Below are 18,290 nucleotides of genomic sequence, written 5' to 3' on the forward strand. Positions count from 1 at the left end.
CGGGTTGTATTGCACTTCAATGAGCATCTTTAAATAAGCCCAGTGCCTTTTTAATTTTATCCAAAGTAAGGGCATGCTCCTCTGTGCCCTCAGTTCCCAGCATAAATGACCAGGCACTGAGATTTTCATTGTGGTCACAGTAGATCTTAAACATGGCCAGGTAAGGTACAGCTACAAACATACCGGGCAACCCCCAGATCATACCTCCTATAATAATGCTCAGGATGGTAAACATCGGGTTAATATTTACTTTACCCCCGGTGATATTTGGCGTAAGAATGTTGTTCTCAATGAATTGCACAAAAATAAAAAGTATTAAAACCCATAAGGCCTTGTGCGGGTCACCCTGAATTATGAACGTGTACAGCAAAGGTATTGCCCCACCGATCAGAGTTCCGAAATAAGGGATAAAATTCATGAGCGCAGACAGAATACCCAGCAAAACAGCGTACTCTACTCCTATCAATAATAAACCGGTAGAATTGATCACGCAAAGTATAAGGATCACGATCACCACACCTGCCATGTAATGTTTGGTCACGTCTGAAATTTCATCAATAATTTTCTGAGCTTTTGGGTGGGTATAGGATGATAACTGGCGGTAAATAAAATTTTCAAACTTATTGCGGTAATACAAGGCAAGAAAAATATATACCGGCATCAGGCCAAATTTTACAAGCGTATCTGTAGTCGCTTTCAAAAGGCTCCTCAGGAAAGTTCCGCTCAGTTCCAGCGCATCCACTACCTGGTTTCTTAGCCAATGCTCGTTCTGGGGGTCTCCGTTCCCGTACCTGCTTTCAAGCGCTTGCTGTAGCCTGTCCAGGTTGGCCAAAGCTTTATTCTGGAGACCAGGGAAATCAGTAATAAAAACAGTTAGTTGCTTGTACAACAGCATGATTGCCCCAATAAAAAGCGCCATAGCCAGTATAACTGTAATGAAGTTCGCTAAAATTCTGGGCACGCCCCATTCCTCCATCTGCTTTTCTACTGGGTATAACAAATAGGCAAACAGCACCGCAATAAAAATGGGATATAAAAACTCCCGGGCCACTACCAATACATAAACCAGCAGAATGCCAAACAATAAACCAAATGTAAGTTTTTGAAGTGTGATCGAGTTTTTGCCCATATCCCATTCTACTGGTTTTATGCCCTTTAATGTTATATTATGTAATCTCAGCGATATAAATTAGGTAGACAACAACCTGAATAGTAAGGCAGAACATGTACGTTATACTTACAACAAAGCACAACTTCAGCAATTAAAGGCGTACCTTTGCAGCTCAATCAAGAATACTATGGCCAATTTTAAAGACCTGAACATATCTCCTGCCCTGCTCCAGAGCCTGGAGGAACTCCAGTACAGCACTCCCACTCCCATTCAGGAAAGTGCTATTCCGATGCTATTACAGGGCCAGGATGTGGCAGGCCAGGCCGAGACCGGAAGTGGTAAAACAGCAGCGTTTGGTTTGCCAATGTTACAGCGCATTAATACGGAGCTGCAACAGGTGCAGGCACTCGTTATTGTACCTACCCGCGAGTTAGCTGTGCAGGTACGCCAGGAGTTAAAAAAATACGGAAAGTACATTGATAACCTGAAAATAAGCGCCTTCTACGGCGGACACGCTTTTTCTCAGGAGCGTGCCTCCCTGGCACACCCCCCTCAAGTACTGGTTGGTACTCCCGGACGTTTAACTGACCACCTGAACCGCAAGACGCTGGACTTAAGCAATGTGCAGCAGCTGGTGCTGGATGAGGCAGATAAACTCCTGGAGATGGGCTTTGAGGAAGAGATTGACCAGGTGCTTTCCTTTATGTCGCCTAAGCGCCAGACAATCTTATTTTCTGCGACTATGCCGGATGATGTGAAGGAGTTGATCGCTAACTCTTTAAAGCATCCGCAGTTTATAAAGGCATCAGCTAATGCCATACCAGACCAGGTGAAACTTGTAGGTATAAAAGTAGAACACACTGACCGCAAGGAAGTAGTTGTAAACCTGTTGAAGAGTATGGACCCTGCAGGCACTGTTGTTTTCACGAACACTCGTATCGCAGCCGATGAACTGGCAGCTTTGCTGCAGGAACAGGGTATTTCAGTAAAAGCGCTGCATGGAGGTATGGAACAGGTTGACCGGGACAAAACCATGACCCTGTTCCGCAATAGATCTACACAGGTTTTAGTAGCCACTGATGTGGCGGCACGCGGCCTGGATATTGCTGCCTTACAAAACATTATTCATTATGAGCTGCCTATCGACGCTGCAGCCTATCTGCATCGTAGCGGGCGCACAGGCCGGGCAGGCAAAAGCGGCACCGTTTATACCTTAGCCACTAGTCGCGATGAGAAAACGTTGCGTGATTGGGAGCAGGTGCGCATGGATGAATGGCTTTCTGCCGGCACCTTAAAAGATAAGGCCCCGACTGCAGCAGAAACGTCGGCTGCAGCTTTTGCTACGCTGCACATAAGCGGTGGCCGGAAAGATAAGATCAGTCCGCGCGATATTGTGGGGGCACTCATTGCCGAGGCTGGACTAAAAGCAGACCATATCGGTAAGATCGAGATACAGGACCGCATGAGTTTTGTGGCCGTACCTGCCGCCGAAAGTATAGTTATTGCCCAAAAGCTTAGTGATGGGCGGATAAAGGGGCGTAAATACAAAGTGAATCTGGTGCGCTGATGATTATTTTCATTTTTTTTACAACACAGGACATATCTGGCAAATTATTTGCTTTTTCATAGTAGAATTAACTTACACGCAGGAACTAATAATCCCTAACTAAAGTTTGTCAAGCTATGAGAAAACTGTATTTCAGCACCTTATTTTGCGCTTTTATCGCTATTCTTCCAGCCAGTGCGCAGCACAAGAAGACACCGGAGCAGGCAATTGAAAACATAGAGGCGAAGTATAAAGAATTAAGCGCTCAGGAAGACTATGTGAGGGTGAACGGAGTACCAGTTGCTCAAAATACGCGATTCATACAGCCTGAGGATCAGGTGGTTGAAGATTATAGTAACCTTCGCCAAATTGCCCTGGTGCGCCATGGTGAGCCGGCCCTGGTTAAAACAGGTAAGTTCTCAGACGAGGAAGCACGCCAATTCCTGAGTGCGTATGATAGCGTTGGAATTGTTGTGCCGGATAAGCCCTTCCTGACAGTAAAAGACCCGGAAGAGGTTTCTATCTTTTGCAGTTCTCTTAACCGAGCCCGTGCTACTGCCAAGTATCTTTTTGGCGAGGATAGCCTGATCACAGTTTCACCTGAGTTCCGTGAATTTGAGACGACACTCGGCAAGCATACCCTTAAAATGCGTCTACCGATCAAACTTTGGACTGCAACAGCTCGGGTAAAATGGATCCTGGGCATAGACCGCCAGGGTATTGAAAGTTTTGCCGATGCAAAAGCGCGAGCTCAAAATGCTGCAAAACTTCTAGCTGACGCAACTGAGGAAAACCCAAAAGCTGTTTTGGTGGCACATGGTTTCCTGAACAAATACATTAAGGATGATCTTGAAAAAATGGGATGGCGTGTGGTACGCGATGGTGGAAGCGGTTACTTCGGGACTACCATTCTTGTTAAAATCGATAAAAAAGCAAATGAAACACCCGGTCATGTCGCACATCAGGCCGGATGATATCCTTTTGAAACTAATTCAAAGAACCCCCTCCATGAAATCATTTTGTGGAGGGGGTTCTTTTTTGTTGCGCCAGCCAAAACTAATTTCATTAGCAAATTGATTGGTGTGGATGCTAAATTCTTTTACCTTTACTTTATGGAGATGATCGTAGGAATTGCCGCATTTTTAGGAGGTTTGGTTGCTGCCTTCCTGGCGCTGAAGGGAAAGATGAATACACTGCAGCAAACAGCTAACCAGGCCGCTGTTACGCAGGGGGTGCTGGAAGGACAGGCAAAACAGAAATCGGACGAACTGGAGCAATTAAAGTCTCTTTTACGTGAGGCACAAACCGAAACGCTTGACCTCACCAATGCCCTTACTAAAACAGAAACCGACTACGAACATCTTAAAATACGCCTGCAGGAACAGGCAAAGGAGCTGGAGCAGCTTCGCGAGAAGTTCCTGCAGCAGTTTCAGAGCATCTCTAACCAGGTGCTCATGACCAATGCCGAGCACTTCAATAAAGCTTCTTCTGAAAACCTGGAGCGCATCCTCTCCCCTCTTAAAGAACGCATCAAGGAGTTTGAAGCTAAAGTAGATCAAACCTACGAGAAAACCTTAAAAGACAGCGCCTCCCTGAAAGAGCAGATCACACAACTGGCCTCGCTAAACCAACAGATGAGCCAGGATGCAGTGAACCTTACCCGAGCCCTGAAAGGTGAAAGTAAAACGCAGGGTAACTGGGGAGAGTACCTGTTGGAGAGTCTCCTGGAAAAATCCGGGCTCCGGAAAGGCGTTCATTATGAGCGGGAAGAAGTTCGGCAAAATGATGAGAAACAGGTATACCGCCCCGATGTGATTGTACGACTACCGGATAGCAAACACCTCATCATCGACTCCAAAATGTCGTTGGTGGCCTATGAAGCCTACTGTAGTTGCGAAGATGAAATGCAACAGGAACTCTATCTTCGTAGCCACATTACCTCTGTCCGGACACATTTCATAGAATTAGGCAAGAAAAACTACCATCGTTTAAGTGGTATCAATTCTCCTGACTTTGTGATGATGTACATCCCTTTAGAGCCCGCCTTCAACCTTGCCGTGCAACACGATCATGACCTGTTCACAGACGCTTTTGATAAGAACATCGTCCTGGTTACTACCTCCACCCTATTAGCTACCCTGCGTACTGTAGCAGGTGTCTGGCGCCAGGAAGATCAGAAGCGAAACGTGCTGAGAATTGCCGAGGAAAGTGGCAAACTATATGACAAGTTTGTTGGCTTTGTAGATGATCTGAAAACAGTAGGCAAACACCTTGAGCAAAGCCAAACCGCTTATAACGGTGCTATGAACAAATTAACTGATGGCAAAGGAAACCTGATCAGGCGCGTGGAAATACTACGTGAATTAGGCGCCAAGACAAGCAAAACCATAGATGGCAACCTGCTACAGGAGGCCCAGATCACAGAGGAGTTGGAGCAGCCTGAGTAAACAAGATGATTCAATCTATACAAACCAAAACATCCTTAAAAAGTGTACAGGCACTGAGAGCTACGGCTGCACTAATGGTTGTTTTCTTCCACCTCATGATGGTTGAAACAAAGTATGGTAATACAAACCTGGTATTTCAGTTCTTTCACTTCGGCGAAGCCGGAGTAGACCTCTTTTTTGTTATAAGTGGTTTTATAATGGTTTTAGTAACAAGCAGTGAACAAGGCACCAAGATTGAACCCGGGCGATTTCTTTACAATCGTTTTACCAGAATTTACCCTACCTATTGGTTCTATTTTTTACTTGTTTTAGTTGTCTGGTTCATAAAACCTGGATGGGTAAATTCATCAGCAACAACAGAACCAGATTTCATTTCATCATTCTTCCTCATCCCAAATAATGGAATGCAGTTTGTACAGGTAGCCTGGACGTTGGAGTATGAAATATTCTTTTATATAATTTTTGCAATTGCTATTACCCTACCACGACCTTTTTCGCTGCCAGTAGTCTTGTTAACACTGTCAGCGTTAGTTTTTACTGGTTTAGTAACAAAAACAACTTCACCGGTGGCAGCAACAGTTACAAGTACAGTTTTACTTGAATTTGTTGCTGGCTGTTTGATAGGATACTTCTACTTGAAGAATCAAAAAAGTAGTAGTCTTTATTATTTAGCCTTATTAACCGGTTTTGGTCTCTTTGTATTAGAATTACTCCACTTTAGTTGGGTAAGCTACCTTCCAGAAGATTTACTGGTAGTACAAAGAGAACTCGCTTATGGCTTACCTGCTGCTTTGCTTGTATTTGGAGCAACCTTTATTGAAAAGCATAAGACGGTAAAAATCCCAAACTGGCTGCTAAAGATCGGGGATGCGTCATATTCACTTTATTTGAGCCATATACTAGTGCTTGCTTTTATCGGAAAGCTGTGGACTTTGATGGGAATGAACAACCTTCTGCCAAACCATTTTATGCTTGTTACTATGCTGATCTCTACAGTTGTTGTCGGTATAGCGAGTCATAAATTGGTAGAGAAACCCCTGATTTTTTTATTCAGGAAAAAAAATAATATTACTGAAGTGAAGCATGTTACAGTAGTATAGCCACAGTAATATCTCCAAAAATTTAATTAGCCAGGGTACCCAATCATTAGCATTGTATTTGCTTTTCATTCGTAAGAATGCTAAAATTATACTATCACCCTTAACTGATCTTATGAAAAAACTCATCTTTACCGGCTTAACCGCCGCAGTACTCTTTTCGTCCTGCTCCAGCCAGAAAACGGAGTCAGCAGGTACAGAGCAGACTGCTGAAATGACACAAGTACAACAGGAAGCCCAAACTTTCCTGGATCAATATTCCAAAACTTACCAGGACCTTTATACTAAATCGGCTGAAGCAGAGTGGGCCTCAAATACTAAGATAGTTGAAGGCGACTCTACTAACGCAGTAGCTACACGCCGTGCAAATGAGGCTTTTGCCGCCTTTACCGGTAGTGCAGAGAACATAAACACGGCCAAAGCCATGCTGGAGAAAAAAGACCAGCTTACGCCGCTTCAGGTCAAACAGTATGAAGCTATACTTTATGCCGGCGCCAACAATCCCCAGATTATACCAGAGGTTGTAAAAGCAAGGATAAAAGCTGAAACGGAACAGACGGAGAAACTATACGGCTTTGACTATCGCATCTACCAAAAGTCAGTTAGCACCAACGATATTGACAATATCCTGAAGTCAGAAAATGACCTTAAAAAGAGACTTGATGCATGGCAAGCTAGTAAAGCGGTTGGACCGGGATTAAAAACCGGTCTGCTTAACCTGCGCGACTTGCGTAATAAAACAGTTCAAAGTCTTGGCTACGACGACTACTTTACGTACCAGGCCTCTGACTATGGCATGACACGTGCTGAAATGATGGACCTGATGAAGCAGATCAACCAGGAGCTGCGTCCGCTTTACCGTGAACTGCACACTTACGCGCGCTATGAGTTAGCTAAGAAATATGGTGTAAAAGAGGTACCTGACTACCTGCCGGCGCACTGGCTGCCTAACCGCTGGGGTCAGGACTGGAGCTCCATGGTAGATGTAAAAGGCATTGATCTTGATGCAGCTCTAAAACCAAAAGGACCAGAATGGATCGTAAAGCAAGGGGAACGCTTTTATACCAGCCTCGGTTTCCCAAGCCTGCCGCAAACATTTTACGAAAAATCCAGTTTGTATCCACTGCCGCCAAATGCCGGTTACAAAAAGAACAATCATGCCTCTGCCTGGCACATGGACCTGGACAAGGATGTGCGCAGCCTGATGAGTGTGGAGCCTAATTCGGAATGGTATGAAACTTCGCATCACGAGCTTGGTCACATTTATTATTACATGACCTATACCAATCCTGATGTGCCGGTATTGCTGCGTGTAGGAGCTAACCGTGCTTACCACGAAGCAATTGGTAGCTTAATGGGTCTGGCAGCTATGCAAAAGCCATTCCTGACGGAGTTAAACCTGATTGATAAAGATACTCAGACTGATGACGTGCAATCGTTGCTGAAAGAGGCGCTGAACTATGTTGTGTTCATACCTTTCTCGTCAGGAGTGATGAGCGAGTGGGAGAATGATTTCTATGCCAATAACCTGCCAGCAGATCAGTTGAACAAGCGTTGGTGGGAGTTAAAGAAGAAATACCAGGGTATTGTACCACCAACTGAACGCGGAGAGAATTACCTGGACCCAGCTACTAAAACCCATATTAACGATGATGCGGCTCAGTATTATGACTATGCCATGAGCTACGTGATCCTGTTCCAGCTGCACGATCACATCGCTAAGGAGATCCTGAAGCAGGACCCACACGCTACGAACTACTACGGTAAGAAAGAAGTGGGCAATTTCCTGCGCGACATCATGTATCCGGGTGCCTCAGCCGACTGGCGCCAGATGCTGAAGGACAAAACTGGTGAAGAACTGAGCGCACGCGCCATGGTTGCGTACTTCCAGCCTCTGATGGATTACCTGAAGGAGCAGAACAAGGGCAGAAAATATACCTTGTAAGTATGAGTTGACAATGACCTCACAGCGTCTTCAAGACCTGTGAGTGTCTGCCGAATAAATACAAAAGCCGCAACAGGAAAACTGTTGCGGCTTTTGCTATTTTAGGTTAATTATAACAGTCTCGTATATACGAAGCCCGTAGACTCAGATGATCCTTTTTAACACTAAATAGATTTCTGAGCAGCCTGCTCCTTCAATGAAAGCTATAAGCACACCCAAAACAGTAAAAGTATTGCTGGCAAAACAGCATTAAGTCCAAAGTATAAATCTGAAAAACTTATAATTGCGCAATTTGCAGGATCATTACGTAGTCAGATGACATTAACCTTTTCACCTAAATCATATTTAGCATTAGCATGCTCTGCCACGGTGTTTCGTCATTAGCTTTGCTAAATTGAACAATAGGATAATCTGTAGAGCCAGGAAATCAGAAGGTAGATCTTGATACTTTTTCAGAACCAATGACTACCCCTTCAGTTATTTCTCCAAGCTTTAATAGTTTCGACTCACGAAGTATTGGGATTAAAACTGTTAGTATGTAAAACTTGGTATTGCTAATGTGAAGGATAATCAATTGATGGTGATTTATTACAACGTTTTGGACTATGAAAGGTAGGGCTTTTTATTAAGGGTGGGCGTTGCCATATCTTTTATAGGTGATGTTATGCGCTTGGCATTTAGAATAGAAAATAAATTTGTTCAAGTTAACCCTAAGCTAATCATATACCATTCTTGCATTAGAGAGTCCAGGGTTTTCTTCAGCAAGTTTTAATACTTGTTTAAGCGTATCTAGATTTATTTCTTCGATTTTTTTAAATCTGATGCAGCCTATTCCTTTGCTAAGTTTGCCAAGCCCCGTTTTATACTCTTCTACAGATGCTTTATCATTAATGATCGCACAAACGTATATACTTACATAATTCTTTTGATTGGCCAAGGCTATTATGGGCCAATCTTTTTTCTGCATTTTATTGTCGAGATAATAAAAGGTACCATAACCAATCATGTTAGATGCAAAATACGGTTTTAGACTAGGAACCGATTTTTGAATAAAATCGTGAATAAAATCAATTTCCTTTTTTCGATCGTCCGGTATCATTGAAAGGTATTCTTCTACGGATTCGGCATCATTTTTTGCAAACATGTTCATCATTCAATCGTTTTTTTTTAAATAGCAGTAGCTAACGGTTAGTACAGGCTACGAACGAGGCATAGGCGACTATGGAACCTGTGCAGGGTTATGGGAAGTTGTTATTTAACTATTTGGCATTATTACTTCGTTAGATCTTGGGTATCGAACAAGCTTTTCGAAATCTACCTTCCAAAACTCTAATTCATAAAGTTTTTGATGGTTGTCTATGGTCAAGGTAATTATTACTGGAACCTTATCTTCATCTATATATTCAACCTGTACAAGGTCTGAAGAATATGTTCTGTCAGGCTCACGACTGACAAATCGGATACTTCCCATTTTACCATCTTTTAAATCTTCAACCAGTTCAGGAATATCAAAAGAGCCTTCCTTATTTGAAACTCTTACAAGGTGCTTTATAAGATTTTGTTCACTTTCTTTTAACTCCCTTGTTTCCATTTCTGGAATTATCTATTTCTGTAAAGATCTTTTGAAGGCTATTGCTGCGACAGTTTGCATCATTCGCCGAATATTTAAGGCTCGAGGCTTGTGATAATGTTAATTCGATTTTAGTATATCTGAAATTTCTCTTATTAATTCAGCACAGTTTAAAACAAACTTATCATCTACTTCGACTAGCGTTGAAACTTCAGAAACGTCACCTTCATCAAAGAAATATTCGGTCGGCAGCTTCAATCTAAAGGGTAGATTTTTTGATTTGGCTACAAGAGCATTATAGCTAGAACCCTTGCCATGCTTTAGTACATTGATAGCAAGATAAAAGTCATTGAATCGGTTGACCAAATCTGTTTCTCCTCTTTGAAGGAGGATCTTTTTTGCTTCTTTGAATCCATCACTACATGCTAATGAATTCTGTAGTTTTGCTTCGAACATAGAATACATACCAGTTGCAAGTATTGCTTTCTGTAACTGTATCATTTGAACTCCTTTGACCAATGGAGTATGGGCACTTAAATGAAATTCTTGTTCTATTTTGCCAAATGTCTCATTAAGGGCTTTTAGTGTAAATTCTGCTCCTATTTCAACAAGTTCATCAAAGTTGTGCATATATCATTTAATTATCCATAACGGGCCGCGTGCATGCGGAGCCTGAAGCGTTAGCGAAGGTTGAGCATGCATTGTGTTGTGGCAAGTAATTTTATTTACACATGGTTATTTTCTCCCTAATGCTTCTTCCTGTTTCACTTGGCATTACTTCAACATAATGTATTCTCCCATTGTATACTTCCACCAAGAATCCGCTTTCTGTTCTTATTCCTTCTACTTCTATGTTATCTCTTCTTAAGTGGTCAGTGTAGAATGAGCCACAACTTGCGTCTCCGCATTCACATACTTCTGTAATTTCTAATGTCTCAAGCTGCTTCAGTAACTTTGGCATTTCTTTTTGCTCAAAAGCGGCCTTCATCTCCTCAAGAACTTCTGGTAAGCAATCTTTCAATAGCAGCTTCTCCATAATTATTTTATTTGCCACAACTACTTGCTAGCAGGAGTACCTACTCCTACTAGCTGCACTATGTGCGGAGGAAGATTCACCTGTACTATCAGGTGCATTCCATAAGGTATACTCTAAAGCCTGCTCCCATTACATATTCTTTAGCTAATATAGCTCTTTTCTATAAATTATAAAGTTGTACAAGCTATGAAACTGTGTCAGCCTAATGCTGTTGGTAATGCTCCAGGAAATTCGCCAGCCTATCCATAGTATGGCTTAGCTCTACGGGCTCCGGAAGGTAAACCACCCGGAAGTGATCATGCTGCGGGTAGTTGAACCCAGAACCCGGCACCAGCAATACACGGCTTTCCATAAGCAGGTCCATGGCAAATTGCTGGTCGTCTATAATATTAAATTTCTTTACATCCAGTTTCGGAAACATATAGAAGGCACCCTTTGGCTTAACGCAGGTGATGCCTGGAATAGATGTAAGTTTTTCGTAACAAATTGCCCGTTGCTGCCCTAGCCTCCCAGCCGGAAGTATGAGATCGTATATTTCCTGTTGCCCCTCCAGCGCCACTTCAATAACATGCTGTGCCGGCACATTAGGGCAAACCCTTAAACTGGCCATTGTGTTTAACCCTTCTATGTAAGCCGCAGCTTCGTGCTTTGCACCGCTCACCAGCATCCACCCTGCTCTGAAACCAGCAGCCAGATAGTTTTTGGACAATCCACCAAAGGTTACGCACAAGACACTATCTGATATGGTAGCAGTTGAAAAAAATGCCGCATCATCATACAGTATCTTATCATATATCTCATCAGAGAACACCACTAGTTCATGTTCCTCGGCCAACTGCAGCAACTCCTGCAATAGTTCTTTAGAGTAAACTGCACCCGTTGGGTTGTTTGGGTTGATAATGACAATGGCTTTTGTCCGGCTCGTGATCTTGCTTCTGATATCAGCCAGATCAGGAAACCACTCCGACTCTTCATCACACAGGTAATGAACGGCCTTACCTCCCGCAAAACGCACAGAAGCCGTCCAGAGCGGGTAGTCTGGTGCTGGCACCAGAACTTCATCCCCTTCGTTCAGCAAACCCTGCACCGCAGACATGATCAGATCACTTACGCCATTACCCAGGAATATATCATCAGTATGAATGTGATCTACTCCTTTTGCTAAATAATGACGCTTTACAGCCTCACGTGCACTTAAAAGGCCTTTATGATCAGAATAGCCCTGGGCCAGGCGTATATTCCTGATGAGTTGGTCAATCACCTCATCTGGTGCATCAAACCCAAAAGGGGCAGGATTGCCGATATTTAATTTCGTCACCTGGTGACCTAAGGCTTCAATTTCCTTTGCCCGTTCATATAATGGACCGCAAAGGTCATATGATACATTGTTCAGGCGCTCACTTCTTCTGATCATTCACGTAAAAATTTAGCGAAGATAGTATGGCGAAGCGTAGCCTGTATACATATGAGGAGTAATTTTATTCCAATGGCACGAAAGACTAACTCAAGCCCCAGGCCCTTACAATTTGCTTTGAAACATTCATGCCTGCTTACCTGGTATACTTGTGAGGTTAACCAACAGGTGCAAAACTTTACTAAGTTAGCGTATGAAAAAAAGACTGGTAGTTTTAACAGGTGCAGGCATTAGTGCTGAGAGTGGTATTGCTACGTTCCGTGATGCAGATGGCCTTTGGGAGGGCCATGATGTGATGGATGTTGCCTCTCCGCAGGGTTGGCGCAAGAATCCTAAGCTGGTACTTGACTTTTATAACCAACGCCGTAAAAATGCACATACAGTTGAACCTAATGTCGCCCATAAAACATTATCAGAGCTGGAGAAAGACTTTGATGTGCGGATAATTACCCAAAATGTAGACAACCTGCATGAGCGTGCCGGGAGCACCCATGTTACCCATCTTCATGGCAAACTGTTCGAGTGCAGGAGCACTTTAGACCCATCCCTTGTTTACCCCATAGATGGTTGGGAGCTAAACCTGGGCGATAAATGTGAACGTGGCTCCCAGTTACGACCAAATATTGTTTGGTTCGGAGAGCCTGTGCCAATGATGGAAGTAGCGATGGAGGAAACTCTTCAGGCTGATATTTTTCTGGTTGTCGGTACTTCCCTGGTTGTTTACCCGGCGGCCGGCCTAGTAGATTTCGTACCGGAAGATGTTCCTATTTATGTAGTTGATCCCAAATTACCGGACATTCGGAAACGCCCTAACCTGCACCTCTACGATGAGAAAGCTAGTACAGGAATGGTAAAAGTGGCTAAACTTCTCCGCGACAAATACCTTTAGACCCAGATAACCACTGCCCAAAAGGCGCTGTCCGTGAACGGAACAGCGCCTTTTGGATTTTATTCCAACGCATCCACTCCCCTTCCTTTATTTGGTGCTCTACATGGTAGTAGTTTTTGACCTCTTCAAAAACTACCTAACAACTAATTTCTAAAACAACAGCTAATTATTTTTTTAGACGTATCTAAATTTATAATTTTACACATCTAATAAAATAATAAAACTTAATGAAAATAAGTTACACGGTTCTTTGGATACTTTTAATACCAGCTTTTTGTGTTGCCCAAACAGGAAGTATAACCGGAAAAATTGAGGCAAAGGGTCAAAATGTTACTTATGCCACAGTCATTCTGAAGGGCACAAAGTGGGGAGCATCCACAGATGAAAAAGGCAAGTATGTGATATATAGTGTCCCCCCGGGTAAATATGGCTTAATAGTTTCAGCCATTGGTTATAAACCTCTGGAAGTGACTGTAACCATCACTGAAAACACACAAACAGTGCAGGATCTGGTTATTGAAGAAGTGAACGCCACCTTGAACGAAGTGGTAGTAACAGCAACTCGTTCACAACGGCGTCGCCTTGAAAGTCCGGTTGCGGTAAACGTACTGGACAGCAGAACATTTAACCTTACCCAATCTAATACCTTATCCGAAGGATTATGCTTCCAGCCAGGGCTACGCATGGAAACAGACTGCCAGACGTGCAACTACACCCAACTTAGGATGAATGGTTTAGGAGGTTCTTATTCCCAGATCTTAATTAACAGCCGGCCTGTTTTTACTTCCTTAATGAGTTTGTATGGTTTAGAGCAAATACCCGCCAACATGATCGACCGGGTAGAAGTTGTGCGAGGTGGCGGATCTGTTCTGTATGGCTCCAGCGCCATTGCAGGCACAGTCAACATTATCACAAAAGAGCCAAAAGAAAGCTCGTATACCCTGTCCAATACCTCCTCAGTGATTGGGGGTACTGCCACTGATCATTTTATAAATGCCAATGTCAACACTATTAACGATGAACAGAATGCGGGTATCTCCTTCTTTGGCTCTTTCCGTGACAGGCAGAGTTATGACGCGAATAAGGATGGTTTTTCTGAGTTATCGAAATTGAATAATAACTCATTTGGTTTTAATACTTTTTTTAAGCCCGATGCCTATAATAAACTGGAGCTAAATGGCTGGAGTATATATGAACTCAGGCACGGAGGAAATAGACTTGACAAGCCTGCAGATCAGGCTGATCAGGCAGAATACCGTATTCACAACATTCTGGTGGGCGGCCTTAATTTTGATCATCAATCAAAGGATGGAAACTCTTCTTATAGCCTCTACGCAGCGGCTCAGAATTCAAAAAGAACGCATTATACTGGTTTCGATCAGGCAGATGGCTGGGGAAATACCCATAATTATACCTTCCAGGGCGGCTTTCTGTTCAATTACACCTTGAATGATTTTATTGGTGGACGTAATAACTTTACACTCGGTACTGAGCACATACATGAGTCGGTTTTTGATGAAATTAAGGCTTATAATTTCTTGGTGGATCAAAAGACGGACCTGACAGGTTTATTTATCCAGAGTGATTGGGATGTAACACCGGTACTTACTATACTTTCAGGTATCAGGGCTAACAAGCATAACAACGTAAGCAGCCCCATCTTTACCCCCAGGATCAGCGCAGTTTATAAGCTAGGAACTACTACCCAGTTCAGGGGTTCCTATGCCAGGGGCTTTAAAGCTCCTCAAGCGTTTGAAACAGACTTGCACATTGCTTTTGCCTCTGGTGGAATTTCATTAGTACAGGTATCTCCTGATCTAAAAGAAGAAACTTCAAACAGCTTTAACGCATCAGTTGATTTTAACAAAGCAAACGAGAAAATGATATTTGGCTTTACCTTTGATGGTTTTTATACACGCCTTCAGGATGCCTTTGTATTAGAGGAACTTGGGACTGATGCGCAGGGTAACCAGCAACTCCTCCGAAAGAATGGCGGAAACTCTACTGTGAAAGGTATAACTTTAGAAGGGCGCATAAACTATAGCCAAATATTTCAAATGGAAACCGGGCTTACCTTTCAACGCTCCCAGTATGATGATCCTGTTTCGTGGTCTTCAGAATTTGACGGAACCAGGCAATACCTGCGTACCCCAGAAACATATGGCTATTATGTACTCACACTTTTGCCGCAAAACAGGTTTACGGCAGCCTTTTCCGGAGTGATCACCGGCCCTATGAAAGTGCCCCACTTTGGTGGTGCACCAAGTGTGCCGGAAGATATTTTGATCACCTCTCCCACTTTTGTAGAGAATAACTTAAAGCTGGCTTATAAATTTACACTTTCCAAAATCGAAAAAGACCTTCAGTTAAGTGCAGGTGTACAAAACATATTCAATGCCTATCAATCAGACTTCGATTCAGGTAAAACACGCGACAGTAACTATGTATATGGACCTGCCCGACCCAGGACAATTTATGTTGGCCTGAAGTTCGGGCTTTTATAGTTTGCTAACACCAGATTCATTCTGCTTTTGTCTTGATAAGGTGCTCTTAAAAAAAACTGATTTTAATGATCGCGTGATGGAAATATTCCGAAGTCCTTTTATATTTATAGCAAAACCAGCATACTGAATTTTGATATACCCTTACGATGCAGCACACAGAACAAGTTGACTCACCCCTTTTCGAAACCGACGGAGAAGATTATCTAAACGAAGTTGAGCCACTTTACGAGGTGAACAGAAAAACGCGGTTCCTGAATTATGTATTGGATTTTGCTGGCTTTTATGCTTTTGCTTTCGTTAGTGGCATAGTGCTGTACCTGTTGGGCCTGGAGTTTCTGATTGTAAGTATAAATGAAACAATACTGGGGATACTGGTTATGTTAACTTATTACTGCCTGTTTGAAAGCATGTTTGGTCAAACGATCGGAAAAATGATAACAGGCTCAGTTGTAGTAACAGAAGACGGCAACAAACCATCTTTTGTTGATATTCTGAAAAGGACCCTGTCTCGTTTTATACCCTTCGAAGCTTTTACCTTTTTAGGTTCTGATGTTGGGCTCCACGACAGATTATCAAAAACCAGGGTAGTCAAAAAAGTAAAGAACTGATCAAAACTTTATAAAAAAAGGACAGGCAAACGACCTGTCCTTTTTTTATGTGTTGCTCCGGGTCTCTTTCTTGCCTTTAACCTATTTATAATCAATTATATCCTTTTAGCCGTAGTACCTACTAATCAATTAATAGAAAAGCTGGTTTTATGGATTTTAAATACAGACTACTTCATACCCATGATACCTGGAGTTTAACAATAGCCCGTGTATTTCTGGGCCTGGTAATTTTTCCGCATGGTGCCCAAAAACTGCTGGGCTGGTTTGGCGGCCATGGCCCTTCAGGCTTCATTGAAGGGTTCCCACAAATTACAGGCCTTCCGGGCTTCTTCGCATGGTTTGTGATCATCATCGAATTTATCGGATCACTCTGCCTTATAGTAGGGCTCTGGACCCGTATTTGGGCTTTCTGCCTGCTTTGCCTCTTTGTTGGAATTATACTGTCCGTGCACTTGCACAACGGGTTTTTTATGAACTGGGGAGGCACCCAGCAAGGCGAAGGTTTTGAATACCATTTGCTAGTGATCGGAATGTCCTGGGCCCTGATAGTAGGAGGTGCAGGGTATTTAAGCATCGATAAAGCAATGGTAGGCAAAGAAAGAATGTTCTAAAAAGTAAGAGGGCCCTTAGCCCTCTGCCTCTTCTCCTTTATCTACTATACTTCCTTCTGTAAAAAGTATTTTCTTCATCATTTTACGCCATTTTGGATTCTTCCGAAGCAGAAACTCCAGATCCATTCCAAAATGCTTGTACTCCTCCTCCTGGGCATTCTGCATTATGGCTTTTGCTTCCTCGTCCTTCTCCACTGAAATACGCTGCTCATACCAGCTAATAGCTTCTGCCTCCTCAATTACAGAGGTTATCATCCGGACAAATGTCCTGGTTTCCTGAGATAGCTCCTGAGCTGGTTCATGATATTGTTCTGTTGGCATAGAAATAAGTTTTTAAGATTATAATTACTTATTACCCTAACGCCCTGATTATTTTTTTGTTTAACAGAAAGGATTTAAACCTCGCTTAGATCCCATTGCTTCACTTGATCGTACCAGAGCTCTCCATGCCTTATCTGTAGCGGTGACGGAATATTGTTGTGATATAACTGGCCCGTACCTAAGCCCTGTGGCATAGTGATATCATAATTGCCAGTAAACTGACTAATGGCATTCAGGCCGATGTTGGACTCCAACGCCGATGTCATCCACCAGCCTATTTCTTGTTGCTCTGCCAGTTCTATCCATTGCGCACTAGCTGCTAGTCCGCCTAGTAAACTGGGTTTTAAGATGATATACTGCGGCTTTACCTGCTCCAGCAACTGCTGCTTAGCATCTTGTTGCTGTATACCGATCAATTCTTCGTCGAGCGCAATAGGTACAGGTGAATAAGCGCAAAGTTGTGCCATCGCTTCTGGTTGCCCCTGCCTTATTGGCTGCTCTATAGAATGAATAGCATACTTTGAGAGTTTCTCCAGCTTCTTAAATGCATCCTGGGGTGAGAAAGCTCCGTTAGCATCCACGCGAATGGTAAGGCAGGACGCAGATGCTGCCTCACGAATACGCTGCAGTATCTCCAGTTCCTGTGTAAAGTCAAGCCCTCCGATTTTAAGTTTAAGGCAAGTATAGCCTTCTTTAAGCTTCTTCTCTATCTGCTGCTGCATGAAGTTTGCATCCCCCATCCATATCAATCCATTAATTGGTATCCCTGCTTCTCCCCTGCTAAATGCATTATTAAACACTTGTCGTTTTCCTCCGTTCTCAAGATCAAGCATAGCCGTTTCAAGAGCAAAGCGCAGGGCAGGCCACTCTTCTAAGAGCAAGTCATGGGGTAAAGGTGCTCCAACAGCCAGTTGCACCTTCCCTGTGTTTACAAGATGCACCACTTCAGCTATTTTATCTGCTAAATCTGGGCGGAAATCTATACTCAAACCAGCTAAGGGAGCACATTCTCCAATACCCACAACAAGAGGCTCCTGCTCCTTAAAAGCACTGATATAAAATACCTTATGATCGGATATAGCACCACGAGAAGTGCGGGCATCAAATTTAAAAGTCAAGGTGCGGGTAGAAAAACGGAGTCTTATGCTCATGAGTAACAACAACTGATTAAAAGGCAATATAAACCAATAA

At 43.1% G+C, this 18,290-nt stretch carries 17 protein-coding genes; 9 read left to right on the forward strand and 8 right to left on the reverse strand.

The window, feature by feature from the left end; translation table 11 throughout:
• Positions 1–16: 16 nt before the first annotated feature.
• Positions 17–1,129 carry an AI-2E family transporter gene (locus tag ACSX1A_RS08010; protein WP_439883103.1) on the reverse strand — a complete coding sequence of 371 codons (1,113 nt, stop codon included), beginning with the start codon at positions 1,127–1,129 and terminating at the stop codon, positions 17–19.
• A gap of 169 nt (positions 1,130–1,298) precedes the next feature.
• Here ACSX1A_RS08010 and dbpA point away from each other — a divergent pair, with 169 nt between their 5' ends.
• The 5 genes from dbpA to ACSX1A_RS08035 all read left to right on the forward strand — a co-directional run bounded on the left by dbpA (position 1,299) and on the right by ACSX1A_RS08035 (position 8,146).
• Positions 1,299–2,678 (forward strand): ATP-dependent RNA helicase DbpA, encoded by a 1,380-nt coding sequence (gene dbpA, locus ACSX1A_RS08015; protein ID WP_439883104.1) that lies wholly within the window; start codon positions 1,299–1,301, stop codon positions 2,676–2,678.
• 116 nt (positions 2,679–2,794) lie between these two features.
• On the forward strand, positions 2,795–3,631 hold the full coding sequence (locus ACSX1A_RS08020; protein WP_439883105.1) for a histidine phosphatase family protein: 837 nt from the start codon (positions 2,795–2,797) through the stop codon (positions 3,629–3,631).
• Between the two features lie 138 nt (positions 3,632–3,769).
• On the forward strand, positions 3,770–5,104 hold the full coding sequence (gene rmuC / locus ACSX1A_RS08025; RefSeq protein ID WP_439883106.1) for a DNA recombination protein RmuC: 1,335 nt from the start codon (positions 3,770–3,772) through the stop codon (positions 5,102–5,104).
• Between the two features lie 5 nt (positions 5,105–5,109).
• Positions 5,110–6,204 carry an acyltransferase family protein gene (locus tag ACSX1A_RS08030; RefSeq protein ID WP_439883107.1) on the forward strand — a complete coding sequence of 365 codons (1,095 nt, stop codon included), beginning with the start codon at positions 5,110–5,112 and terminating at the stop codon, positions 6,202–6,204.
• A gap of 112 nt (positions 6,205–6,316) precedes the next feature.
• Positions 6,317–8,146, forward strand: a complete 1,830-nt coding sequence (locus tag ACSX1A_RS08035) for a M2 family metallopeptidase (RefSeq protein ID WP_439883108.1) — start codon at positions 6,317–6,319, stop codon at positions 8,144–8,146.
• A gap of 715 nt (positions 8,147–8,861) precedes the next feature.
• Here the strand turns inward: ACSX1A_RS08035 and ACSX1A_RS08040 are convergent.
• The 5 genes from ACSX1A_RS08040 to ACSX1A_RS08060 all read right to left on the reverse strand — a co-directional run bounded on the left by ACSX1A_RS08040 (position 8,862) and on the right by ACSX1A_RS08060 (position 12,166).
• The gene (locus ACSX1A_RS08040) at positions 8,862–9,299 is read right to left on the reverse strand and encodes a DUF1801 domain-containing protein (RefSeq protein WP_439883109.1); all 438 of its coding nucleotides are present in this window, start codon (positions 9,297–9,299) and stop codon (positions 8,862–8,864) included.
• A 102-nt stretch (positions 9,300–9,401) separates the two neighbouring features.
• Complete coding sequence (locus tag ACSX1A_RS08045; protein ID WP_439883110.1) at positions 9,402–9,737, reverse strand: DUF6984 family protein; 336 nt, start codon at positions 9,735–9,737, stop codon at positions 9,402–9,404.
• 99 nt (positions 9,738–9,836) lie between these two features.
• Positions 9,837–10,346, reverse strand: coding sequence for a hypothetical protein (locus ACSX1A_RS08050; protein WP_439883111.1), 510 nt, complete (start codon positions 10,344–10,346; stop codon positions 9,837–9,839).
• Positions 10,347–10,437: 91 nt separating this feature from the next.
• Positions 10,438–10,752 (reverse strand): hypothetical protein, encoded by a 315-nt coding sequence (locus tag ACSX1A_RS08055; RefSeq protein WP_439883112.1) that lies wholly within the window; start codon positions 10,750–10,752, stop codon positions 10,438–10,440.
• 202 nt (positions 10,753–10,954) lie between these two features.
• The gene (locus ACSX1A_RS08060) at positions 10,955–12,166 is read right to left on the reverse strand and encodes a pyridoxal phosphate-dependent aminotransferase (RefSeq protein ID WP_439883113.1); all 1,212 of its coding nucleotides are present in this window, start codon (positions 12,164–12,166) and stop codon (positions 10,955–10,957) included.
• A 193-nt stretch (positions 12,167–12,359) separates the two neighbouring features.
• Between ACSX1A_RS08060 and ACSX1A_RS08065 the strand changes: the two genes are divergently transcribed.
• From ACSX1A_RS08065 to ACSX1A_RS08080, 4 genes are all read left to right on the forward strand, one after another.
• Positions 12,360–13,055 (forward strand): SIR2 family NAD-dependent protein deacylase, encoded by a 696-nt coding sequence (locus ACSX1A_RS08065; RefSeq protein ID WP_439883114.1) that lies wholly within the window; start codon positions 12,360–12,362, stop codon positions 13,053–13,055.
• A 227-nt stretch (positions 13,056–13,282) separates the two neighbouring features.
• The gene (locus ACSX1A_RS08070) at positions 13,283–15,559 is read left to right on the forward strand and encodes a TonB-dependent receptor (RefSeq protein WP_439883115.1); all 2,277 of its coding nucleotides are present in this window, start codon (positions 13,283–13,285) and stop codon (positions 15,557–15,559) included.
• Between the two features lie 146 nt (positions 15,560–15,705).
• Positions 15,706–16,167 (forward strand): RDD family protein, encoded by a 462-nt coding sequence (locus ACSX1A_RS08075; protein ID WP_439883116.1) that lies wholly within the window; start codon positions 15,706–15,708, stop codon positions 16,165–16,167.
• 149 nt (positions 16,168–16,316) lie between these two features.
• A complete protein-coding gene (locus tag ACSX1A_RS08080) occupies positions 16,317–16,778 on the forward strand; it encodes a DoxX family protein (RefSeq protein ID WP_439883117.1) in 462 nt (153 codons plus the stop codon).
• 15 nt (positions 16,779–16,793) lie between these two features.
• Here the strand turns inward: ACSX1A_RS08080 and ACSX1A_RS08085 are convergent, their stop codons facing one another.
• Positions 16,794–17,099 carry a ferritin family protein gene (locus ACSX1A_RS08085; RefSeq protein WP_439883118.1) on the reverse strand — a complete coding sequence of 102 codons (306 nt, stop codon included), beginning with the start codon at positions 17,097–17,099 and terminating at the stop codon, positions 16,794–16,796.
• 74 nt (positions 17,100–17,173) lie between these two features.
• Positions 17,174–18,250 (reverse strand): o-succinylbenzoate synthase, encoded by a 1,077-nt coding sequence (locus ACSX1A_RS08090; protein WP_439883119.1) that lies wholly within the window; start codon positions 18,248–18,250, stop codon positions 17,174–17,176.
• Positions 18,251–18,290 lie beyond the last annotated feature (40 nt).

Origin of the sequence: Pontibacter sp. MBLB2868, from assembly GCF_051904785.1 — a bacterium.
Classification (GTDB): Bacteria; Bacteroidota; Bacteroidia; order Cytophagales; family Hymenobacteraceae; genus Pontibacter.